Raw genomic sequence first — 22,211 nt, forward strand, 5'->3', positions numbered from 1 at the left:
GAATGCAACTTGGTATGCCGGAATTCTAGGTATATGACGCGAATCTGGATAAGGCTAAGTTCTTATATTCATATGACCATATAGTCGCTCGAAAAACGCCGTCGGCCCCATAGAATTCATGCCTTTCTTGCATACACACAATACGGGAACGGCATGCGATTGACTCAACTCTTCAAGGCGGCGGGCGTCGCCGCGGCGCTGACGATTGCCGGCGCGGCGCACGCCGGCACGGTGGACACCATCAAGAAGCGCGGCGAACTGGTGTGCGGCGTCAGCCAGGGTTCGGCGGGGCTTTCCATTGCCGACAAGCAAGGCCGCTGGACGGGCCTGGACGCGGACCTGTGCCGTGCGCTGGCCGCCGCCGTGTTGGGTGACCCCGAGAAAACGCGCTTCGTCCCGCTGAGTTCGCAGCAGCGCTTCCCGGCGCTGCAGTCGGGCGAGATCGACGTGCTGAACCGCAACACGACCATCACGTCCAGCCGCGACGCGGGTCTGGGCATCGTGTCCGCCGGCATCGTCTTCTATGACGGCCAGGGCTTCCTGGTGCCGCGCAAGCTGGGCGTGAAAAGCGCCACCGAACTGGATGGCGCGCAGGTCTGCGTGCAGCCCGGCACGGTCAACGAACAGAACCTGGTCGACTACTTCAAGAAGCAAAAGCTCACGTACCGCCCGGTGGTGATCGAGAACCTGGTGGAACTGGAGCAGGCTTTCTATGCGGGCCGTTGCGACGTCTATCTGTCGGACGCCTCGACGTTGGCTGCCAGCCGCGCCGCGCGGGCCGGCAAGCCCGACGACTTCGTGATCTTGCCCGAGCGCATCAACAAATCGCCGCTGGGTCCGTTCGTGCGGCAGGATGACGCCAACTGGGCCGCCATCGTGCGCTGGACCGTCAACGCGCTGGTCGCCGCCGAAGAGCTAGGCATCACGGCGAAGAATGCCGACAGCCAGACGCAAAGCACCGACGCGCAAGTGCGCCGCCTGCTGGGCGTGGAGCCGGGCATCGGCAAGAGCTTCGGCCTGGACGAAAGCTGGGCGAAGAACGCCATCAAGGCCGTGGGCAACTACGGCGAAGTGTGGGACCGCAACCTGGGCGCGGCCACGCCGCTGAAGCTGGACCGCGGCCTGAACGCGCAGTGGAACCAGGGCGGCCTGCTGTATTCGCCGCCGTTCCAGTGAGTGTGATCCCCTGAACGCGGCAGGCGGGCCTTTGGCCCGCCTTTTGCATTGGCACCGGCCATCATGACTGCAACGACCCTTCCCTTCCCCCCTCCTGGCCCGCTGCGCCGCTGGCTGCCGTCGGTAGCCTGGATCCTGGCGCTGGGCGGCATGGCCGCCGTGCTGCTGCTGCACATTGAATCCGTACAGACGGCGCGCGGCATCCAGGGCGGATTCGGCTTCCTGTTCCAATCCGCGGGCTTTCGCATTTCGGAAAGCCTGCTCGCCGTCTCGCCCGACGATCCTTACTGGATGTCCATCGCGGCCGGCCTGGTCAATACACTTACCGTGGCGGCCGTGGCCATTCCGCTTGCGACCGCGTTGGGCATCGCGCTGGGCCTCATGCGCCTGTCGTCCCATGCCTTGACCGCGCGCTGCGCCGCCGCCATCATCGCGCCGCTGCGCAACACGCCGGTGCTGCTGCAACTGTTCGTCTGGTACGGCTTGCTGCTGCGGCTGCCGGACCTGCGGCAAGCGTGGTCGCCGCTGCCTTCCGTGCTGCTGTCCAACCGTGGGTTGGCGCTGCCCGCCGTGCAGGGCTGGCTGCCGTATGCCGCCGTCCTGCTGCTTGCCGTGGCGCTGGCCTGGCGTGCCAGGCGCCGCTGGGGCAACGGCGCGGCACTCGCCGCATTGGCCGTCGCCGCCTTGGCCTGGGCCTTGCTGCCCGCCATGCAGGTAGACCTGCCGGTCAAACGCGGCTTGGGGCTGCAAGGCGGCTGGCAGCCCAGCATCGAATTCGCGGCGCTGCTGATCGGTTTGGTCGTCTTTCATGCGGCCTACATCGCCGACATCGTGCGCGCCTCGGTCCGCGCGGTGCCCGTCGGGCTGGTCGAGGCGGGCCAGGCAATGGGCCTCGCGCCTTGGGGCGTGCTGCGGCTGGTGATCGCCCCCTACGCCACGCGCGTCGCCCTGCCCCCCTACGCAAACCAGTGCCTGGCACTGGTGAAGAACAGCACGCTGGCGATCGCGATCGGCTACCAGGAATTGATGGCCGTCATCAACACCGCCATCACCCAGACCGGCCTGGCGCTGGAGGGCATTGCATTGGCCGTAGCGGTCTATCTGACGCTGGCGCTGGTGCTGGGCGGGGGCCTGTCGGCCTGGAACGCGCGCAATACCCGGCACGGCCCTGGCGACACGCACGGCGCGCGACTGAGCGACCGCCCCTTGTGGCGCGCAACGGGAAGCAACCCGCATCCGTGGCGCGGCAAAGTCCTGTCGACGGTGTTGGCCGTGCTGCTGGCCGCGGTGGCCTGGACAATGCTGGACTGGGCCGTGTTGCGGGCCGTCTGGCTGGGCGACCCTGCGGCCTGCGCCAACGCTGCCGGCGCCTGCTGGGCCGCCGTGGGGGAAAACCTGCCGCTGCTCTTCTTCGGCACCATGTCGCCCGCCGACCGCTACCCGGCCTTCATCGCCTGCGCGGCGCTGCTGGGCGGAATCGGCTTGACGCTGGGCGCGCGCCGCCTGCCCGCCCGCGCGCGCGCCGCAGCGCTGGCCATCCTGTTGCTGATCGTCATCAGCGCCCTGACTGGTTGGCCGTGGGGCGGCGCCCTGATCGGCCCGCAGCGCTGGGGCGGCTTGCTGGTGACGTTGATCCTGGCCATCGCCGCCTTGGCCGCCGCCGTGCCGCTGGCCTTTGCGCTGGCCCTGCTACGCCGCTCCGGCAGTCGCGCAGGTTCGCTCGCTGCCGCCGGCCTGATTGAAGCCGTGCGCGGCGTTCCGCTGGTGACGCAACTGCTGTTCGCATCCTTTGTGCTGCCCATGCTGCTGGGCGGCGGGGTCTCGAAGTTCAGCATGGCGCTGGCCGCGCTGACACTGCACACGGCTTGCCTGCTGGCCGAAGTGCTGCGCGGCGCGTTGCAAGCCATCCCGCCTGGCCAGATGATGGCGGCGCGGGCGCTGGGCATGCGCCCCGCCCCGGCCTATGCCTCGGTCATCTGGCCGCAGGCCCGCCGCATTGCCGCGCCGGCCGCGCTGGGCGTCTTCGTGGGCGCCGTCAAAGACACATCCCTGGTCAGCATCATCGGCGTGTTCGATGTGCTGGGCGCGGCCAAGGCGGTGGTCGCCGGAACCGAATGGCGGCCCTACCACGTCGAAGTCTATCTGGCGGTGGCGCTACTGTACTTCGCGGCCAGCCTGGCGTTGTCGAAGGTTGCGCGGCGGATGGAGGCCCGCGCCGCCTAGAATGCGCCGACTCAGCCCTTGTTCAACGCCGCGGCGGCCTTGATCAATGCCTTGAACGCCTTTTCATCGATGTCGTCGCCTTCATGGATGTCGATGGCGCGGCGCGTGTTGCCCTCCAGGCTGGCGTTGAACAGCCCCGCCGGATCGGCCAGCGCCGCTCCCTTGGCGAAGGTCAGCTTCACCGCCGCCTTGTAGGTTTCGCCCGTGCAGAGGATGCCGCCATGCTCCCATACCGGCACCCCGCGCCATTTCCAGGTTTCGGCCACGTCCGGGACGGCCTGCTTGATCCACTTTCTGACCTGGGCCAGCGCGTCGCCGCGCCAGTCGTCCAGTTCGCGGATCCTGGCGTCGATCTTCTCGGAAGCGGTAGCGTCCTGCTCCGCGCCGGCTGCCTTGCTGGTCTTTGTTGCCATGCCTGTCGCCCTCCTCGTCGGGATGGAATCAGCCCGCCCGCGAACCGAGCGGCGTGCGGTTCAGAAATCGGTCGAAGGCGCTGAGATACGCCGCCTCCGCCGCGGTCAGCTTGCGCTGCTTGTGCCAGGTCAGGAACACGTCCATCTCGGCCACGGATTCGGCCGGCGGCAGCCGCCGCAGTTCACCGTTGACCACATCCTGGCGGATCAGGTGTTCCGGCAGGAAGCTCAGCCCGATGCCGGCCACCACCATGCGCCGAACCTCTTCGATGTTGGACGAGGTGCCGACGATCCGGCCGGTGAAACCCTGCTGGTCCCGGAAGATGGTCAGCGGCGACAACGTGTCGCCGATCTGGTCGCTGGCGAAGCACACGAAGTTCTGATCCATCAGGTCTTCGATGCTGACCCGCTGCTTGGAGAACAGCGGATGATGGCGCCCGCAGACGACGGCGTAGTGGTGGCGCAGGAACAGGCGCCGTTCCAGTCCCTCGACGGGTTTGCGGCACAGGCAGATGCCCAGTGCGGGCACGCGTTTGGTCAGCGCGTCCAGGATGGCCGCGCTGGGCAGCACGTCCATATGGAATTCGATCTTCGGGTAGCGCCGATGAAACTGCGCCAGGAAGTCGTCGTAGGCCGGGCTTTGCACCTTGCTCATCACCAGCAAGCGCAACGTGCCCGCGATTTCGGCCTTGTCCTGGATAGCGGCATTTTCGATGCGCGCCATGGTGCCGTACATGTCCCGGGCGATCGCGTAGACCTCGTCGCCCAGGCCGGTCAGCCGGAATTCGCCATTGCGGCGATGCAGCAACATGCCGCCCACCGCGTCTTCCAGCCGCTTGAGCGCCTGGCTGACCGCGGGTTGGCTCAGATGCAGCGCCTGCGCGGCGCGGCCGACCCCGCGTTCCTGCACCACGAACATGAAGGTGCGCAGCAGGTTCCAGTCCATGCGCTCGGGCGCAAGCGGCAATGAGGTGGGATTTCGGGCGGGCGGCTGGGGCATGGCGTCGCGTACGGGGTCCGGGAAAAGACAGGATCGAACCCACGCAAGCGACGCCGCGTCCCAGTGCTCAGACGCCGGCCAGCCCCGCAAAAAACCGCGACGCGTTGGATTCCAACCCTTCGATATAGTAGCCGCCTTCCTGCACGATCAGGGTCGGAAGCCGCAGGCTGCCCACCTCGCGGCCCAGGCGCTCGAAGCCGTCTTCCGTGACGCTGACCATGGCTTGGGGGTCTTTCTCGAAAATATCGAAACCCAGCGACAGCACCAGCGCGTCAGGCTGGAACAGTTCGATCGCGCGGCGCGCCTGAGCCAGGCGTTCGAAGAACACCGATTCTGGCGACCCGTGCGGCATCGGCAGGTTGACGTTGTAGCCATAGCCCTCGCCCGCCCCGCGTTCGTCCTCGAAGCCCGCGACCACGGGATAGAAGTTCTCGGGATCGCCGTGGATCGACACGTAGAGCACATCGCTGCGTTCGTAGAAGATCTCCTGGATGCCCTGGCCGTGGTGCATGTCGGTATCCAGGATGGCCACGCGCTGATACTTCGAACGCAAGCGCTGGGCGGCGATGGCGGCATTGTTCAAATAGCAGAACCCGCCAGCCGCGTCACGACGCGCATGGTGGCCGGGCGGCCGGCAGATCGCGTAGGCGTGGCGGTCGCCCACCAGCACGGCCTCGGCCCCGGCGACGGCGCACTGCGCCGACCAATAGGCCGACTGCCAGGTTTGCGGACCTACCGGGCAACTGCCATCGGCCAGGTAGCGGCCGGCCTTGGCCAGCACGCCGCGCAGCGCGTTGGGTTCGCGCACGAACACGTTGGAGACGACTTCGCCGCCCCAGTCGCCCGGCAGCTTCATCCAGTCCTCATGGGCGCTTTGCAGGAACTGCAGATAGTCCAGGGAATGCACGGCCGACAACGCGCCTGCCCCATGGTCGGCCGGCGCCTGCACGTCGAACCCCAGCTTGCGCGCCGCCTGCACCAGGCCGTCCAGACGCGCCGGCACTTCCTGGGGCGTGCGCATCTTGCCGCGCGAAAAATACGTCTGTGGATGGTGCAGCTTCTGGTCGTCGTGAAAAAATGCCTTCATGCTTGCTGATCCTTCAGTTGGAATTGCTCGGTGCGCTGGCCCACATTGCCCAGCAGCAGGACGGAAACCAGGGAAAGCAAAGAAATCGCCGAAAACAGCAACGCCAGCGGCCACCACTGGCCTTTGAAGTTCTCGGCCAGCACGGTGCCCAGCAAGGGCGTCAAACCACCGAAGATCGCGCCCGACAGCTGATAAGCCATCGAGATGCCGGTGTAGCGGATGCTCGTCGGAAAGCTGTCGCTGACGTAGCCCGCGATCACCGCGTAATAGGCGCCCATGAAGAGTACCGCCACCCCCACGCCCAGCGTAATACTGGTAAGCGAGCCCTGGTCGACCAGGTTGAACATGGCGTAAGGCGTGAACATCGACACGAATGCCATCGCGCCCAGGAAGCGCAGGTTGCCAACGCGACTGGCGATGTAGGCGGCCAGCGGCGTGATGAAGAACTGCATGATCGACACAACCAGCAGGCAATCCAGGATCACCGCCCGGTTCAGCCCGACGTACTGCGTCGTGTAGGCAATCATGAACGTGTTGGTGAAGTAGAAGCCGGCAATGCCCAGCACGTTGGCGCCGACGGCCAGCGCCAGCAGACGGGGTGCACCGCGCAACACCTGCGCAAGCGGCGCCTGGGCGGGCTTGGCCGGTTTGTGGGATGGGGCGGACTTGGCGCGGTCGGCCTGCGCCTGCTTTTCAGCCAGGAAGTCCGGCGATTCGTTGACACTTAGCCGGATCACGAAACCCACGACCAGCAGCACCGCCGAAAACAGGAACGGCACGCGCCATCCCCAGCTGAGGAACGCCGCGTCGTCCAGGCCCGTCACCAGCTTGAACATCAGCATCGACAGGATCAGCCCGGCGGGGCTGCCCAATTGCGCGAAGGACGCGAAGAAGGTGCGCTTGCTCTTGTCCGGCGAATGCTCGCCGGCCATCAGCACCGCCCCGCCCCATTCGCCGCCCACGGCAATTCCCTGCACGATCCGCAGCAGGATCAGCAGCACGGGCGCCCAGAAACCGATGGATGCATAGGTGGGCAACAGGCCGATCAGCACCGTCACCGTGCCCATCATGACCAGCGTGATCACCAGGGATTTCTTGCGGCCGATCTTGTCGCCGATATGGCCGAAAATCGCGCCGCCCAACGGCCGGGCGAAGAAGCCCACCGCGAACGTGCCCAAGGCGGCCAGGGTTCCGTAGAAGCCCGTGGCCGACGGGAAAAAGAGTTTGCCGAACACCAGCGCGGCGGCGGTGGCATAGATGTAGAAGTCGTACCACTCGATCATGGTGCCGACGAAAGCGGCGGTGGACGCGCGCACCGGCTGGTGCCCCGTCGCAGGTTTTCCCCTCATGTTTATCTCTCTTAAGGTAGGTTGAGGTCTATCAGCCCGCTGTTATAGCCCTGGCCCAACCATAAGAAAAATTCTTATTTCTTATCCGCCGAATTACTTCGGCTAATGAGTAAAAACCCTTATCACGTATTTTCGCGCCGCCGTCTTGCAGCTAGCCCGCGGCCCCGCTCATCCGCTGCAACCACGCCGGCCGCGGTGCCGCATCCAGCCAGTTCTTCACGATCAGCCCCAGCTCGGTATCGCCCGATATTCGCAGCCGGCGCTGGAAGAACAAGGTGTCCGCGTCGGTCTCAGCCCGAATCAAACGGAACAGGTCAGCCAGCTTCGCGCCCAGTTCCAATTCACATGGTGCACGGCTCCACGCAGGCCGGAACGCGCTGTCGCGCACCGTAAAGGCACTGCGCAGGCCCAGGTCTTCGATGGTGATGGCGAAACTGCGGCCGTCGAGTTCCGGCGGCGGGGACAGCCATTTGAGCCGTCTTGCCAATTCCAATCCCGCCACGAAGTGCAGGGATACCACCGGCGTGGGCACACGCCGGCCCAACTGCGCGAATAGGGCCGGCGGGTTCAGGTTCCAGGTCGCGCTCATGCAGTGGCCTCCAGCAATTCGATGCCGGAGCGGCCGTGGTAATAGCCGTTGCACCGTCCGATACCCGCAGGTGGCGCGACGGCGGCGGGCGTGCCGCCGCGACGCGTCGCGTCCAGCGCGGCCACGGCGTCCAGCGTGCCCGCCGACTGCGGGCTGACACGCAGCACGTCGACGCCCATGCGGGCCAGTTGAGGCGCCTGCGCCAGCAAATCCAGGCAGGCGGCGGACTGCACCTGGATGCCGTTGATGCCCAGGAATTCACGCGACTCGCGCGTGCGCATGTCCAAGCCATCTGGGTGTTCGATGCAGCGGAACCCGCAATCGTCCTTCTTCAGCCGAAAATGCCGCGCGGTGAAGCAGCGTGCGGAAAAGGCCAGTGCCATACGGCCCCACACCATCACTTCGGCCGCCATGTCTGCCGGCCGCTCTTCCAATAGCCGTGCGAGCGTGCCGCCGTCCATTTCCAGCGGCGCCACGAAGCGCACCGCGCCCTGGCTTGCCAGCCATTGCAGCGTGCCGCCGTGATAGGCGTTCACGTGCGGGCCCGCCACGAAAGCACGGCCTGCCAGGTGCCGCACGGCGCCCAGTTCGCCCGCTTCGACCATGAAGTCATCCTGGTCGCAAAGCTTCTTCAGCGCGTGGGCCTCTGCCCCGGTTTCGATCAGGGTGCGCCCGGACAGCACCACGGTCTTGCCTGCGGCGCGAAGGTCACGCGCCAGGCCCAACCAATCATCCGCCCGCAATTCGTGGCGTCGGCTACAGACCGTTTCGCCGATATAGAGGATGTCGGCCGCGCTGTCGGCCAGGTCGGCGTAGAAGTCCAGCGTACGCTGGCGCGGCCAGTAATACAGCAACGGGCCGACGGATATCTGGAATGCGTTCGATTTCATTTCCATGGACGTTCAAATGCGCCTTGGGTGACTTGGGATCCTTCCGCGTGGCGCGCCAGCAAGGCGTTCCATTCGGGTCGCGGCGAAAAGCGCGCGGCGTCGGCATGCACGCTGTCCAGCGCCGCACGCAAGGTCGACACCACTTGCGTAACATAGGCCGGGCTGCGCTGGCGGCCTTCGATCTTGATGGCGGACACGCCCATTTCGGCCAGGCGCGGCAACAAGCCGATGGCGTTCAGGCTGGTCGGTTCTTCCAACGCATGGTCGGCCTGCCCGTCGATTTCGAAGCGGCCTTTGCACAAGGTGGGATAGGCGGCGGGTTCGCCGGGTTCGTAGCGGTCGATCAAAATGCCGGACAGGCGCGCGTCCATGCGGCCGTTTTCTTCCACCCAGCGCACGGCGTGCGCGGGCGAACAGACGCCCTTGTTGTTGGGCGAATCGCCGGTGGCGTACGACGACAGCAGGCACCGGCCTTCGGCCATGACGCACAGGCTGCCAAAGCCGAAGACTTCGACTTCCACACTGACGTTGGCACAGATGCGCGCGACTTCGGCCAGGGTCAGAACGCGTGGCAGCACCACGCGGCGGATGCCGAATTGCTCTTTCATCAATTCAATGGCGTCGGCATGCGTGGCGGATCCCTGCACGGACAGATGCAGGCGCAAATCGGGATAGCGGTCGCTGGCGTAGGCCAGCAGCCCGGGGTCGGCCATGATGACCGCATCCGCGCCCAGCCCGTGCGCGGCGTCTACCGCGTCGCGCCATTCCTGCGCGCGGCCCGCCTGCACGAACGTGTTGATGGCGAACAGCACCTGACGCCCCTTGCGATGCGCCAGTTCGACGCCTGCACGGATGTCGTTTTCGGTGAAGTTGAGCCCGGCGAAATTGCGAGCGTTGGTCGCATTCTTGAGCCCGAGATAGACGGTGTCGGCACCCGCCTCAATGGCGGCTTTCAAGGCGGCGAGGCTGCCGGCCGGGGCCACGAGCTCGATGGGAGAGGTTCGAGTTTGCATGCCGGCCAGTCTAGGGTCCGGCGGGCATCCCGGCCTTGTCGCAGATCAAACCGGGGTGCGGCCGCAAGCGTGATGGCGCGGCGCTATTCCTCGGAATGCAGCCCGTGTTCCACGGCGTACACGGCGACCTGCACGCGACTGGTCAGGTTCAGCTTTTTCAGCACGTTCTGAACGTGGATCTTGACGGTGCTTTCGCTCACATCGAGCTCGCGCGCAATGACCTTGTTGCTGGCGCCGCGCGCCAGGCATTGGACGATTTGCGTTTCGCGCGCCGTCAGCCGGTGGCGTTCGGCGCTGCCAGAAGCCTGGGCCGCCTGCGAGGCCGCCCCGCGGAACTGGTCCACCAGCTTGGCCGTCATGCTTTCGGCAATGACCGATTCACCGGCGGCGGCGCGGCGGATGGCAGAGGTCAGGACCTCGGCGTCGATGTTCTTCACCAGATAGCCGCGGGCGCCGTCGCGCAGCGCCTGGCCCAGTTCGTCGGCCTCTTCCGAGACCGTCAGGATGATGACCGCACAGGACGGCAGGTCCTGCGTCAGTAGTTGCAGCGTTTCCAGGCCGGACAGGCCGGGAAGGTTGAGGTCCAGAAGGATGACGTCGGGCTGGAGTTCCTTGGCGCGCTTGATGCCTTCCACGCCGTCGCCGGCTTCGGCCACCACTTCGAAATCGGGTTGGCGTTGCAGCAGCAGGCGCACGCCCGAGCGGAAAAGTGTGTGGTCATCGACAAGCAGGATACGGATAGGCATGTTCAGAACGTGTCAGGCGGCCTGGCGCTCGCTGCCAGGCAAGGTCAGCGCCACGCGCGTGCCGGCGCCGGGCTGGGATTCCAGTTTTATCACGGCGCGCATCCGCGCGGCGCGCTCCTGCATGATGTGCAGGCCCACGTGGGACTCGCCGCGCGCAGCCACTTCGGCGGGGTCGTAGCCCTGCCCGTCATCCTGGATCAACAGCGAGAAGTCGCGTTCGTTGTTGACCGACACCTGCACCTGGCTGGCCTCGGAGTGCTTGCGCACATTGGACAGTGCCTCTTGCAGGATGAACAGCACTTGCAGTTGCTGCTCGGGCGGCAACGGACCGCCCTCGTCCCCTCCGAAGCGCAGCTCGGTCTGGATGCCGGTCTGTCGGCGGAAGCGCTCCACGGTGGATTCAATGGCGGCTTGCAGATCGCCCTGCCCCAGCTTGCTGCGGAAATTGGTCAGCAATTCGCGCACGTCCTGGTAGCTTTCGTCCACGCCCGTACGCAACAGCGGCAGGATCTCGCTGATCTCTTCCTGGTCGCCGCGCTTGACTGCCGCGTCCAGCATCTGCAGTTGCAGGTTCAGGAAGTTCAGGCCTTGCGCCAGGCTGTCATGCAGCCCCTGGGCGACCAGCCCGCGCTCCTGCACCACCGCCAGTTGGCGGGCCTGCGCGCTAAGCCGCCGGTTATCCAGCGCCACGCCCAGGTGCTGCCCCAGGGTTTCCAGCAACTGGGAGTCCGACGGCGCCAGACGGCGTTGCTGGCGGAAATGCAGCGAATACGATCCCAGCACTTCGTCGCGGGTCACAATACGGAACACCGCCACACTGGCAAAGCCCTCGCGTTGGCAGTTCAGATCCAGTTCGGGCGGCGAATGACGGAAATCCTGGATGACGATGACGCCTGCCTGGCGCGTTGCGACGCCGCAGTAGCAGTCGTCCACCTTCATGCAGTGCTCGGATTCCACGAGCTCGTTCGACAGCCCCACCGACACCACGAGGTTCAGCTTTTCATTGGTGGGGTCCAGCGCGCGGATGCTGCCGCCTTCGGCGTCGAACTGCAACATGACGCGGCGCAGGAAGCCGTCGCACATGGCTTCGATCTCGTTGGGCTGGTTCAGGAAGGCCGCCATGTCGTAGAGCGCGCCGATATCCCGGTTCTGCGCGGCCAACTGCGCCGTCTTGTGCTCGACGCGCTGTTCCAGGCCGGTGTACAGGTCCTGCAGCTCGTCCGCCATGCGGTTGTAGCCTCGGGCCAGCAAGCCGAATTCGTCCTGGCTTTCCACCGGCAGCCGCGTGCTGAATTCGCGTTCGGCCATGCGCTGCAAGCCGTCACGCAACCGCAGCACGGGCGCGATGATCCATAGGTACAGCAGATAGATCATAGCCAGCGTGCCAGCGCTGGCGATGGCCGCCAGAATGCCTTGCGACAGGCGCAGCGACGTGGTCTTGCCGGCGTTGTCCTGTTCGATCATCCGTACCAGCGTGTCGGCGCGCGATACGAATTCCGGCAGGGTCTGCAGATAGGCGGCCGCATCGGGCTGCGCAATGGCGCGCAAGGCGGCCGGCCGCATCACGTCTTTCCAGTAGCTGGCCACATCGTGCCATTGCGCACGGATCGCTTCGTCACTGGGGATGAACAGCGGACGGGCGGGGTTGCCTCTTGCCAGCCGCGCAATGGTCTCGTCCAGCACCGCGATCTGTTCCTGGGTGCGGACTTCTCGGCCGGCTTGCGGGCGCATCAGCTCCACTGCCACGCGGTTGGCGCGCATGCGCAGGCTGCCCGTGTCGTTGATGGCGGCGCCCGCCCCTTCCAGTTGCCACGACAGCCACAGCGTCCAGCTGATCATGGACAGCACCACCACCAGCGCCGCCAGCGAACTGGCGATGATGCGCGTGGACAGGCGATGCCGGGGGGAAGGCAGGCCGTCAAGCCCGGAGATGCGTGAAGAAGACGTCATGAAGATCGGTGCAGGCGGCGCGGTACGTTTGATAGTGTAGTCGCCTTCAACCCAGGCCCAGCGCGCCGCACAGGAAGTCCGCCACTTGGGCCGGGTCGTTCAGCGGCAAGCAGGGCAACGCGGTGTCCAGCGGCGCGTCGGTCACGATCGCCAGGAAACTGCCGTCTTCGGCGTGCAGCGGCGGCTTGCCCAGCGCGGGGCGGTAGACCTCGATGCGCGGGATCGCCGCCTGCTTGAATCCTTCCACCAGCACCAGGTCAGCCGGTGACAGGCGTGCCAACTGGTCCGCCAGGGACGGCTCCGGCGCATCCCGCAGTTCGTGCACGATGGCATACCGGTACGGCGAGGCCACCATCACCTCCTGGGCGCCCGCCAGCCGGAAGCGCGCGCTGTCCTTGCCAGGGGGCTCCATCTGGAAGTCGTGATGGCTGTGCTTGATGACATTGACGCGCAGCCCCCGCGCCGCCAGCAAAGGCAGCATCGCTTCAATCAACGTGGTTTTGCCGCTGCCGGACCGGCCGGCGATACCGAAAACTGGGCTCATGCATGCTCCGTAAACAAGGGACAGACCATAGGTAAGAACGCGTCCGCCCGCGGCGAGTATGCCAGCAATGCCCCGGCCACCAGGTCGAAATACCAGCCATGCAGCGTCAGGTCGCCCGCCTGCACGGCGCGGCGCACGAAGGGCAATTCCTCAAGGTTGCGCAGCGAAATCAGGATGGACGCCTGCTCGCAGGCGCGGCGGCGTTCGGCGTCGGTGGCGTGAGGCATCTGGCGCAGCACCCGATGGCGGGCCGGCTCGGCGATATCCATCCAGCGCTCCAGATAGTCGGTTTCGCCGTCGCTGCGCGTGCGCCGTTCCATCAGCGCCCGGATGCCGCCGCAGTGCGCGTGCCCCAGCACGATGATGCGGCTGACCCGCAACTGCTCCACGGCAAACTGTATGGCAGCCAGCACGCCCTGCAAGCCGCGGTCGGCGCTGGTGGGCGGCACCAGGTTGGCCACGTTGCGCACGGCGAAAATGTCGCCAGGGTCGCAGCCCAGCATCATGGCCGGGTCCACGCGGGAATCGCAGCAGCCGATCAGCAAGGTGCTGGGGTGCTGGCCGTCTCGCAGGTTGCGGTACAGCGCGGGCGCTTCTTCGTAATATTGCTGTTGAAAGCGCTGGAAGCCGTCGATGAAGCGTTCGATGTCTCCCATCTCAGCCCCCTGTCTGCGCCATGAACCGGACGATGCGCTCGGGGCGCGTGACGAAATCATGGCGTTCCGGCTTGGCGGCAATGCCTGCCAGGATCGCGCGCACCAGTTCGGCGTCGCTGGCTCCGCCGCGCAGGAGACGGCCCAGCGGCACCCGGGCTTCCTGCCCCAGGCACAGGTACAACGTGCCGTCCACGCCCAGCCGCACCCGGTTGCAGGTGGCGCAGAAGTGCCGCGACATGGGCGTAATCACGCCCAGCACCGGCGCGCCCTCACCCGCCGTCCAGTACCGCGCCGGGCCCGTTCCCGAAGCCGCCAACGCCGGCACCAGACCCGCCTCGGCGGCCAGGCGCGCGCCCATGGCATTCAAATCCGTGTGGGTGAAGCCGCGGCCGCATTCCCCCATCGGCATGGGTTCGATCAGGCGCAGGACAAAGCCCTGCCCCATGGCGTAGTCCAGCAGGCGGCGCACATCGGCCTTGGGCGTGGCGGCATGCACCACGCTGTTCAGCTTGATGGGCGAAAAGCCTGCCTGGCGGGCGGCCGCCAGCCCCGCCAGCACGGAATCCAGGCAATCGCGCCCGGTGATCTGGCTGAAGGCTGCGGCGTCCAGCGTGTCCAGGCTGATGTTCAGCCGCGTCACGCCCGCGGCGCGCAGGTCTTCGGCATGACGAACCAGTTGCGTGCCATTGGTAGACACCGACAGGTCGGTGAGGCCCGGCATCGCCGCGATGGCACGGGCCAAGCCCGCCACGCCGCGGCGCAACAGCGGCTCGCCGCCAGTCAGCCGGACCTTGCTGACGCCCAGGCGCACGAACAGGCCCACCAGCCTGGCCATTTCGTCATGGCGCAGCCAGTTGGCCGGGGTTTCGAAGCCCCTGAAATCCTTGGGCAGGCAGTAGCTGCAACGCAGGTCGCAGCGGTCTGTGACCGAGACGCGGAGGTAGTCGATCCGGCGTCCGAAGCCGTCTGTCAGGGGTCCTGCAGCAGGCTCGTCCATCATGCGGCGCTCCCGCCATAGACGCGTTCGGGCTCGCCGCCCGCTTCCAGGTCAATGCCCTGGACGTCGGCGCGTTCGACCAGCAGCTTGGTGTATTGCCGCCAGGCGGTGTCGCGGCTCATGGACGTGAGCGCCATGGCGATCTGCTGCGCCACGTGTTCATAAGGCAGCAGCCGGCCTTCGATGCGGCGCGTCACCCGCACGATGTGCAGGCCATGGCGGGTCTGCAACAGTTGCGGCAACAGGCCGCCCGAAGGCAACGCGAAGACAGCGCGCTCGAACTCCGGCACCGTGTCGCCACGGCCCAACTGACCCAGGTTGCCGCCCACCGTCGCCGACGGGCAGTTGGATTGCTCGCGCGCCACCTCGGCAAAGCGCGAGGGATCGGCCAGCAATTCCTGCAGCACGACGTTGGCATGGGCGCGCAGCATGTCCAGGTTCACGGTGGGTGTCACCTGGAACAGGATGTGGTCGGCCTCGACCAACTCTCCCACCATGAAGCGCTGCGGGTGCATCTGGTAGAAGCGGCGACAGGCGGCCTCGTCGGCCTCCGGCGCGGGCGCCTGCGCGGCGAGCAAGGCGCTGATGGCGCCCTCCTCGTCCTCGGCATCCAGGCCCAGACGGGCCGCTTCGTCCAGCAGCACCCGGCGCAAGACCAGCGCGGTAACCGCGTGGCGCACGGGGTTGCCGGCTTCCGCGTGCAGCGGCAGTTCGCGTTCCAGATCCGCGTCGTTCAGTTCGACGCCATTGACGATGACAGGCATGTTCGGCTCCTGGTGCGTGGGTTCAGCGCGGGCGGACCAGTTGCCAGGCGCGGCCCAGATAGCCCAGCGAGGCGAAGCCGCTCCAGACGTGGACGAGACGCGTGAACGGGAAGATCACGAACAAAGTCAGGCCCATGAACAGGTGCGCCTTGAATAGCAGCGGCACGTCGGCGATATGGCTGGCGGCGTCGCCCTGGAAGGTGACGATGTGCTGCGCCCACGTCATCAGGCGCACCATCATTTCACCGTCCATGTGACCCGCGGACAGCACGATGGTCGACAGGCCCAGCAGCAAGGTGACGAGGATCCACAACAGCAGCAGCTTGTCGCCGGGACGCGTCGTGCGGGCGATGCGCGGGTCGGTCAGGCGGCGGTGGATCAGGATCAAGAGGCCGATCAGGCAGATTCCGCCCATGACGCCGCCGGCCACCATCGCCACTGTCTGCTTCAACGTATGCGAAACGCCCAGCGTGTCCCACACCACCACCGGCGTCAGCAGCCCGGCAAGATGCCCGAAGAACAGGCCCAGGATGCCGACGTGGAACAGGATGTTGCCCAGCCGCAATTGGCCGCGGTGCAGCAACTGCGAGCTGTCCGTCTTCCACGTGTATTGCTCGCGCTCGAAACGCGCCAGGCTGCCCAACAGGAAGACCGTCAGCGCGATGTAGGGGTAGATGCCGAAAAGAAACTGATTCAGGGAATTCATGATGCGTCTTCCTGAGCATTAATGGGCGGCCGGCGCCCGGGGGTAGAAGCGCACGGTTTGCGCGCCATCGCCCGAAAACGGCCGCAACAGCGGCTCTACGCCGTCCTGGCTGACGCCGTAGGTCTCCATGGCTTCGTCCATGTCGCGCACGGGTGCTTCGGTCTGTTCCCGCGGAATCACCCGGGACTCGGCGCGCAGCACCGCGAAGATGCCAGCGTAGGGGCTGCCGCCCTTGGCCAGCCGCGCGCCGATGGCCGCCAGTACGTGAATGGCTTCGTCCAGCAGGTCCTGCGCCTGGGCCGGATCGATCACGCCCAGGAATTCCAGGAACAGCGGCACGTGGTCCGGCAGTTCGGACACGACCGGCTCGAACCCCTGGCCGCGGTAGGTCTCCAGCAGGTCGACCATGGCCTGGCCGCGGTCGCGGCTTTCGCCGTGCACGTGTTCGAACAGGTGCAGCGAGTGCGAACGGTTGCGGTCGAACGTCGCCACGTAGTTCTCCTGCACGGCGATCAGGTCGTTGGTGGCCAGGTAACCGACCAGCGGCTGCAGGGCTTCCTCGGCGTCGGGGAAGTCAGCCAGCATCGACTCCACGTCGCCCAAGGCATCCAGCAGTTCAGGCTCGGGATAGCTGAGCAAGGCGGAAAGCAAGCGGTACAAATTCATGGTTTTCTCCTTTCCTAGCGGGCCAGCGCGGCCTTCTTGCGGGATTTCGGCATTTCGATGAAGATCTCGCTGCCTTGGGGCTTGCGACCGAACAAGGTGCCTTCGGACACGCCGCCCGAGCAGCCGTTGCCGAAGGTGAATCCGCAACTGCCCTTCTCGTTGAAGCTGTCTTCCACCACTTCCTTATGGCTGCTGGGCACGACGAAACGGTCTTCGTAGTCGGCAATGGCCATGATCTTGTACATGTCCTGTACGGTTTCCTCGGTCAGGCCGACCTGCTCCAACAGCGCCGTATCGCGTTCGCCGTGCACGGTCTCAGACCGCTTATAGGCGCGCATGGCCAGCATGCGCTCCAGGGCCTGCAGCACGGGGGCTTCCTTGCCCGCCGTCAGCAGGTTGGCCAGGTAGCGCACCGGGATGCGCAGGCTGGACACGTCCGGGATCATGGCGCTCTTGCCCACGGTGCGCTGCGGCATCTGGCCGGCTTCGGCTGCCGTCTGGATGGGCGACAGCGGCGGGATGTACCAGACCATCGGCAAGGTGCGGTATTCAGGGTGCAGCGGGAAGGCCACGCGCCATTGCACCGCCATCTTGTAGACGGGCGACTGGCGCGCAGACTCCAGCCACGATTCCGGAATGCCCTGCTCGCGCGCGGCGGCGATCACTTCCGGCGAATGCGGGTCCAGGAACAGGTCCAACTGCGATTCATACAGGTCCTGCTCGTTGGCGGTGGCCGCGGCGCGTTCGATCTGGTCGGCGTCATACAGCATGACGCCCAGGTAGCGGATGCGGCCGACGCAGGTTTCCGAGCAAACGGTGGGCTGGCCGGCTTCAATACGCGGATAGCAAAACGTGCACTTTTCCGCCTTGCCGCTGCTCCAGTTGTAGTAAATCTTCTTGTACGGGCAGCCCGAGATGCACATGCGCCAGCCGCGGCACTTGTCCTGGTCCACCAGCACGATGCCGTCGTCTTCACGCTTGTAGATGGAACCGGACGGGCAGCTGGCGACACAGGCCGGATTCAGGCAGTGTTCGCACAGGCGGGGCAAGTACATCATGAAGGTGTTCTCGAACGTCGAGTACATCTCTTTCTGCACGCCTTCGAACAAGGCGTCGCGGCTGCGCGAGCTGAATTCCCCGCCCAGGTCGTCTTCCCAGTTCGGGCCCCATTGGATCTTGTCCATCTTCTTGCCGGTCAGCACCGAAATGGGCCGCGCGGTGGGCGGCGTCTGCAGCAAGGGCGCGTTCTGCAGGTGCTCGTAGTCGAAGGTGAAGGGCTCGTAGTAGTCGTCGATGGCCGGCAGGTTCGGGTTGGCGAACAGGTTGGCCAGGATGCGCAGCTTGCCGCCCTGGCGCGGTTCCAGCTTGCCGGCGGCCGTGCGCTTCCAGCCGCCCTTCCACTTGTCCTGGTTTTCCCATTCCTTGGGATAGCCGATGCCGGGCTTGGTTTCCACGTTGTTGAACCAGGCATATTCGACACCGTCGCGGCTGGTCCAGACGTTCTTGCAGGTGACCGAGCAAGTGTGGCAGCCGATGCACTTGTCCAGGTTCAGCACCATGCCGATTTGGGCGCGTATCCTCATGATTGCTTCTCTTCTTGTTGCGTTGCCTGCGTGGCGGGGTCTTCAACGAGCGGGCCTTCCAGCCAGTCCACTTTCTTCATCTTGCGCAACACCACGAACTCGTCGCGGTTGGCGCCGACCGTGCCGTAGTAATTGAAACCGTAGGCCTGCTGGGCGTAGCCGCCGATCATGTGCGTGGGCTTGAGCACCGTGCGCGTGACCGAGTTATGGATGCCGCCTCGCTTGCCGCTGGTTTCCGCCCCCGGCACGTTCACGATCTTTTCCTGGGCGTGGTACATCAGGCACATGCCCACCGGCACGCGCTGGCTGACGACCACCCGCGCGGTCAAGGTGCCGTTGACGTTGAAGACTTCGACCCAGTCGTTGTCCACCAGCCCGGCCTGCTTGGCCTCGGCTTCCGACACCCACACGTGGGGGCCGCCGCGGCTGAGCGTCAGCATGCGCAGGTTGTCCGAATACGTACTGTGGATGCCCCATTTCTGGTGCGGCGTCAGCCAGTTCAGGACCAGTTCCTTTTCGCCGTTCGGGTAGCGGCCCAGCATGGGCGCCACCGTCTTGGTGTCGATGGCCGGCTTGTAGACGCAGGAGCCTTCACCGAAATCCAGCATCCAGCGGTGGTCCTGGTAGAACTGCTGGCGGCCGGTCAGCGTGCGCCATGGGATCAGTTCGTGCACGTTCGTATAGCCGGCGTTGTAGCTGACCTCTTCGCTCTCCAGGCCCGACCAGGTCGGCGCCGAAATGATTTTGCGCGGCTGCGCCTGGACGTCGCGGAAACGGATCTTGTCGTGCTCGCGGCCGGTGGCCAGATGGGTGTGGTCGCGCCCGGTGATCTTGCCCAGCGCTTCCCAGGCCTTGACCGACACGTGGCCATTGGTCTCGGGTGCGAAGGTCAGGATCATTTCGGCCGCGTCGATGGCGGTGTCCAGGCGCGGACGGCCCTGGCTGACCCCGGCTTCCGACACGCTTTCATTGATGCCAGCCAGCTCGCGCACCTCGTGCTCGGTGTTCCAGTTGATGCCCTTGCCGCCGTTGCCCAGCTTGTCCAGCAAGGGGCCGACCGACGTGAACTTGCGGTAGATGTCGTTGTAGTCGCGTTCCACGACAGTCATCGACGGCGCGGTCTTGCCCGGCACCAGATCGCACTCGCCCAGCTTCCAGTCGCGGGGCTCGAAGGCCTGGCCCAGTTCCCCAGGGGTGTCGTGCATCAGGGGCGTCATCACCAGGTCGCGGCGCTTGCCCAGGTAGGGGCCGCCGATCTCGCTGAACTTCTTGGCCAGCAGCTTGTAAATCTCCCAGTCGGTCTTGCTCTCCCACAGGGGCTGCACCGCTTCGCTCAAGGGGTGGATGAAGGGGTGCATGTCGGACGTGTTCAGGTCGTCCTTTTCGTACCAGGTGGCCGTCGGCAGCACGATGTCGCCGTACAGGCAGGTCGTGCTCATGCGGAAGTCCAGCACCGTCAGCAAATCCAGCTTGCCTTCGGCCGCATCGTCCTGGAATGTCACTTCCGTGGGCTTGATCGCGTCGCCTTCGTCGCCGAACACCGCGTTTTGCGCGCCCAGCAGGTACTTCAGGAAGTACTCGTGGCCCTTGCCGCTGGAGCCCAGGATATTGGAACGCCAGACGAACATATTGCGCGGGAAGTTGGCCGGATCGTCCGGGTCTTCGCACGACATGCGCAGCGCACCGGACTTCAGCTGTTCAACCGCATGCGCGATGGGGTCACGACCTTCGGCCTCGGCCTGGGCCACCACATCCAGCGGGTTGGTGCGCAGTTGCGGGGCCGACGGCAGCCATCCCATGCGCTCGGCGCGGGCGTTCAGGTCGATCATGCTGAGTTCGCCGTACTTGGCGCGGTCGGCGGTCGGGCCCAGGATTTCCTGCACGTTCAGCTTTTCGTGGCGCCACTGGCTGGTGTGCGCATAGAAGAACGACGTGCCGTTCATCTGGCGCGGCGGGCGCGCCCAGTCGGAACCGAACGCCAGCGGGGCCCAGCCGAACTGCGGGCGCAGCTTTTCCTGGCCCACGTAATGCGCCCAGCCGCCGCCGCTCTTGCCCACGCAGCCGCACATCATCAGCATGTTGATGATGCCACGGTAGATCATGTCCATGTGGTACCAGTGGTTCAGGCCGGCGCCCACGATCACCATCGACTTGCCTTCGGTGTCGTGCGCGTTTTGCGCGAATTCGCGCGCCACCTGGATCACTTGCGCGCGCGGCACGCCGGTGTGCTTTTCCTGCCAGGCCGGCGTGTAGGGCACGTCGTCGTCGAACGAGGCCGCGACGTTGCCGCCGCCGAGTCCTCGGTCCAGGCCATAGTTGGCCATCTGCAGGTCGTACACCGTGGCGACCAGCGCCTCGGTGCCGTCGGCCAGGCGGATGCGGCGGGCCGGCACATTGCGCACCAGCAATTCGTCGTGTTCGCTGCCGAAGTACGGAAAGCCCACGCCGACGACATCGCTGCCGGCGTCCAACAGGCTCAACGTCGGTTCAATGTCGCGGCCACTGCCGCCGTCCTTGGATTCCAGGTTCCAGCGGCCGACCTTTTCGCCGCCGTTGACCGCGCCCTCGCCCCAGCGAAAGCCGATGCTGCCGTTGGGCGCAACCAGGTCGCCGCTCTTGGCGTCCAGCACCAGCGTCTTCCAATCGGGGTTGTTCTGTTCGCCCAGCGCGCCCTCCAGGTGCGAGGCGCGCAGGAAGTGGTCGGGGGCATAGAAGCCGTCGCGGGGTTGCAGCAGCACCAGCATCGGCATGTCGGTATAGCGCCGCACATAGTCCTGGAAGTAGGGCGACGGGTTCGCCGACAGGTGGAATTCCTTCAGGATCACGTGGCCCATGGCCATCGCCAGCGCGGCGTCGGTGCCCTGCTTGGGCGCCAGCCAGATGTCGCCGAACTTGACCATTTCGCCAAAGTCGCTGGAGACGGCCACCGTCTTGGTGCCTTTGTAGCGGACCTCGGTGTAGAAGTGGGCGTCGGGCGTGCGGGTCTGGGGCACGTTCGAGCCCCACACCATCAGGTAGGTCGAGTTGTACCAGTCGGCCGATTCCGGCACGTCGGTCTGTTCGCCCCAGATCTGCGGGCTGGCCGGCGGCAGGTCGCAATACCAGTCATAGAAGCTCAGGCACACGCCGCCCAGCAGGCTCAGGTAGCGAGCGCCGGCGGCGTAGCTGACCATGGACATGGCCGGAATCGGCGAAAAGCCGATCACGCGGTCGGGGCCGTACTTCTTGATGGTCAGCGCATTGGCGGCGGCGATGATCTCGGTGGCCGTATCCCAGTCGGCGCGCACGAAGCCGCCCAGGCCGCGGATCGACTTGTAACGCTTGGCGCGCACGGGGTCCTGGCTGATCCATTCCCACGCGGCGATCGGGTCCATGGTCTTGCGCGCTTCGCGCCACATTTCCATCAGGCGGCCCCGGATCATCGGGTACTTCACCCGCTGCGCCGAATACACGTACCAGCTGTAGGACGCGCCCCGGGGACAGCCGCGAGGCTCATGGTTGGGCAGGTCGGGACGAGTGCGGGGATAGTCCGTCTGCTGCGTTTCCCAGGTGATCAGGCCATTCTTGACGTAGACCTTCCACGAGCACGAGCCCGTGCAGTTCACCCCGTGGGTCGAACGCACGACCTTGTCGTGCTGCCAGCGGGAGCGGTATGCATTTTCCCACTTGCGGTCTTCGTTGACCGTTTCGCCGTGGCCGTCCGCAAACGTGGACTTCACCCGCGACATGAACTTCAACCGGTCCAGAAAATGACTCATTGTGTTTCTCCAAGAACGCCGGCCTGGCCGGCGCGTACTGCGATCGTTGCCGTTGAATCCACTTTAGGCGCCGCTCTGTCCCCCGCCTATTCGCCAGTGGC

19 protein-coding genes are annotated in these 22,211 nt (G+C 65.8%); 2 read left to right on the forward strand and 17 right to left on the reverse strand.

All coding sequences use genetic code 11. From position 1 onward, the window contains the following. Window positions 1-153 precede the first annotated feature (153 nt). Both CEY09_RS07790 and CEY09_RS07795 read left to right on the forward strand, forming a co-directional pair. Window positions 154-1,176 carry an amino acid ABC transporter substrate-binding protein gene (locus tag CEY09_RS07790; RefSeq protein ID WP_088588199.1) on the forward strand — a complete coding sequence of 341 codons (1,023 nt, stop codon included), beginning with the start codon at window positions 154-156 and terminating at the stop codon, window positions 1,174-1,176. 63 nt (window positions 1,177-1,239) lie between these two features. After that, window positions 1,240-3,399 (forward strand): ABC transporter permease subunit, encoded by a 2,160-nt coding sequence (locus CEY09_RS07795; protein ID WP_088588536.1) that lies wholly within the window; start codon window positions 1,240-1,242, stop codon window positions 3,397-3,399. An 11-nt stretch (window positions 3,400-3,410) separates the two neighbouring features. Here CEY09_RS07795 and CEY09_RS07800 read toward each other — a convergent pair whose 3' ends face one another. The 17 genes from CEY09_RS07800 to CEY09_RS07880 all read right to left on the reverse strand — a co-directional run bounded on the left by CEY09_RS07800 (window position 3,411) and on the right by CEY09_RS07880 (window position 22,110). Then, window positions 3,411-3,812: a DUF1801 domain-containing protein gene (locus CEY09_RS07800; protein ID WP_088588200.1), complete on the reverse strand. Its 402-nt coding sequence runs from the start codon at window positions 3,810-3,812 to the stop codon at window positions 3,411-3,413. A gap of 28 nt (window positions 3,813-3,840) precedes the next feature. Beyond that, on the reverse strand, window positions 3,841-4,812 hold the full coding sequence (locus CEY09_RS07805; RefSeq protein WP_088588201.1) for a LysR family transcriptional regulator: 972 nt from the start codon (window positions 4,810-4,812) through the stop codon (window positions 3,841-3,843). Window positions 4,813-4,879: 67 nt separating this feature from the next. Continuing rightward, window positions 4,880-5,899 carry a histone deacetylase family protein gene (locus CEY09_RS07810; RefSeq protein ID WP_088588202.1) on the reverse strand — a complete coding sequence of 340 codons (1,020 nt, stop codon included), beginning with the start codon at window positions 5,897-5,899 and terminating at the stop codon, window positions 4,880-4,882. Beyond that, the gene (locus CEY09_RS07815; protein ID WP_088588203.1) at window positions 5,896-7,248 is read right to left on the reverse strand and encodes an MFS transporter; all 1,353 of its coding nucleotides are present in this window, start codon (window positions 7,246-7,248) and stop codon (window positions 5,896-5,898) included. The genes CEY09_RS07810 and CEY09_RS07815 overlap by 4 nt, the downstream gene beginning before the upstream one ends. 151 nt (window positions 7,249-7,399) lie before the next feature. Next, window positions 7,400-7,837, reverse strand: a complete 438-nt coding sequence (gene ubiT, locus CEY09_RS07820) for a ubiquinone anaerobic biosynthesis accessory factor UbiT (RefSeq protein ID WP_088588204.1) — start codon at window positions 7,835-7,837, stop codon at window positions 7,400-7,402. Then, window positions 7,834-8,727: a U32 family peptidase gene (locus CEY09_RS07825; protein ID WP_377785517.1), complete on the reverse strand. Its 894-nt coding sequence runs from the start codon at window positions 8,725-8,727 to the stop codon at window positions 7,834-7,836. The genes ubiT and CEY09_RS07825 overlap by 4 nt, the downstream gene beginning before the upstream one ends. Then, window positions 8,724-9,740 (reverse strand): ubiquinone anaerobic biosynthesis protein UbiU, encoded by a 1,017-nt coding sequence (gene ubiU, locus CEY09_RS07830; RefSeq protein WP_006223236.1) that lies wholly within the window; start codon window positions 9,738-9,740, stop codon window positions 8,724-8,726. Before ubiU ends, CEY09_RS07825 begins: the two co-directional genes overlap by 4 nt. Window positions 9,741-9,823: 83 nt before the next feature. Beyond that, entirely contained in the window at window positions 9,824-10,486 is a 663-nt protein-coding gene (locus tag CEY09_RS07835; protein ID WP_088588206.1) for a response regulator, read from the reverse strand. Between the two features lie 12 nt (window positions 10,487-10,498). Next, window positions 10,499-12,436 (reverse strand): type IV pili methyl-accepting chemotaxis transducer N-terminal domain-containing protein, encoded by a 1,938-nt coding sequence (locus CEY09_RS07840; protein WP_088588207.1) that lies wholly within the window; start codon window positions 12,434-12,436, stop codon window positions 10,499-10,501. A 46-nt stretch (window positions 12,437-12,482) separates the two neighbouring features. Further along, complete coding sequence (gene mobB, locus CEY09_RS07845; RefSeq protein WP_088588208.1) at window positions 12,483-12,980, reverse strand: molybdopterin-guanine dinucleotide biosynthesis protein B; 498 nt, start codon at window positions 12,978-12,980, stop codon at window positions 12,483-12,485. Then, window positions 12,977-13,636 (reverse strand): carbonic anhydrase, encoded by a 660-nt coding sequence (locus CEY09_RS07850; RefSeq protein WP_088588209.1) that lies wholly within the window; start codon window positions 13,634-13,636, stop codon window positions 12,977-12,979. Before CEY09_RS07850 ends, mobB begins: the two co-directional genes overlap by 4 nt. Before the next feature lies 1 nt (window position 13,637). Continuing rightward, window positions 13,638-14,636 carry a GTP 3',8-cyclase MoaA gene (gene moaA / locus CEY09_RS07855; protein ID WP_088588210.1) on the reverse strand — a complete coding sequence of 333 codons (999 nt, stop codon included), beginning with the start codon at window positions 14,634-14,636 and terminating at the stop codon, window positions 13,638-13,640. Next, window positions 14,633-15,397: a peptidylprolyl isomerase gene (locus CEY09_RS07860; protein ID WP_088588211.1), complete on the reverse strand. Its 765-nt coding sequence runs from the start codon at window positions 15,395-15,397 to the stop codon at window positions 14,633-14,635. Before CEY09_RS07860 ends, moaA begins: the two co-directional genes overlap by 4 nt. Window positions 15,398-15,419: 22 nt before the next feature. Next, complete coding sequence (gene narI, locus CEY09_RS07865) at window positions 15,420-16,103, reverse strand: respiratory nitrate reductase subunit gamma (RefSeq protein WP_088588212.1); 684 nt, start codon at window positions 16,101-16,103, stop codon at window positions 15,420-15,422. A gap of 18 nt (window positions 16,104-16,121) precedes the next feature. Next, window positions 16,122-16,769 (reverse strand): nitrate reductase molybdenum cofactor assembly chaperone, encoded by a 648-nt coding sequence (narJ, locus tag CEY09_RS07870; RefSeq protein ID WP_006223244.1) that lies wholly within the window; start codon window positions 16,767-16,769, stop codon window positions 16,122-16,124. A gap of 14 nt (window positions 16,770-16,783) precedes the next feature. Then, on the reverse strand, window positions 16,784-18,352 hold the full coding sequence (gene narH / locus CEY09_RS07875) for a nitrate reductase subunit beta (protein WP_006223245.1): 1,569 nt from the start codon (window positions 18,350-18,352) through the stop codon (window positions 16,784-16,786). Continuing rightward, window positions 18,349-22,110: a nitrate reductase subunit alpha gene (locus tag CEY09_RS07880; protein ID WP_088588213.1), complete on the reverse strand. Its 3,762-nt coding sequence runs from the start codon at window positions 22,108-22,110 to the stop codon at window positions 18,349-18,351. The genes narH and CEY09_RS07880 overlap by 4 nt, the downstream gene beginning before the upstream one ends. Window positions 22,111-22,211 lie beyond the last annotated feature (101 nt).

The organism is Achromobacter marplatensis, from assembly GCF_002209535.1.
GTDB lineage: Bacteria > Pseudomonadota > Gammaproteobacteria > Burkholderiales > Burkholderiaceae_B > Achromobacter > Achromobacter marplatensis.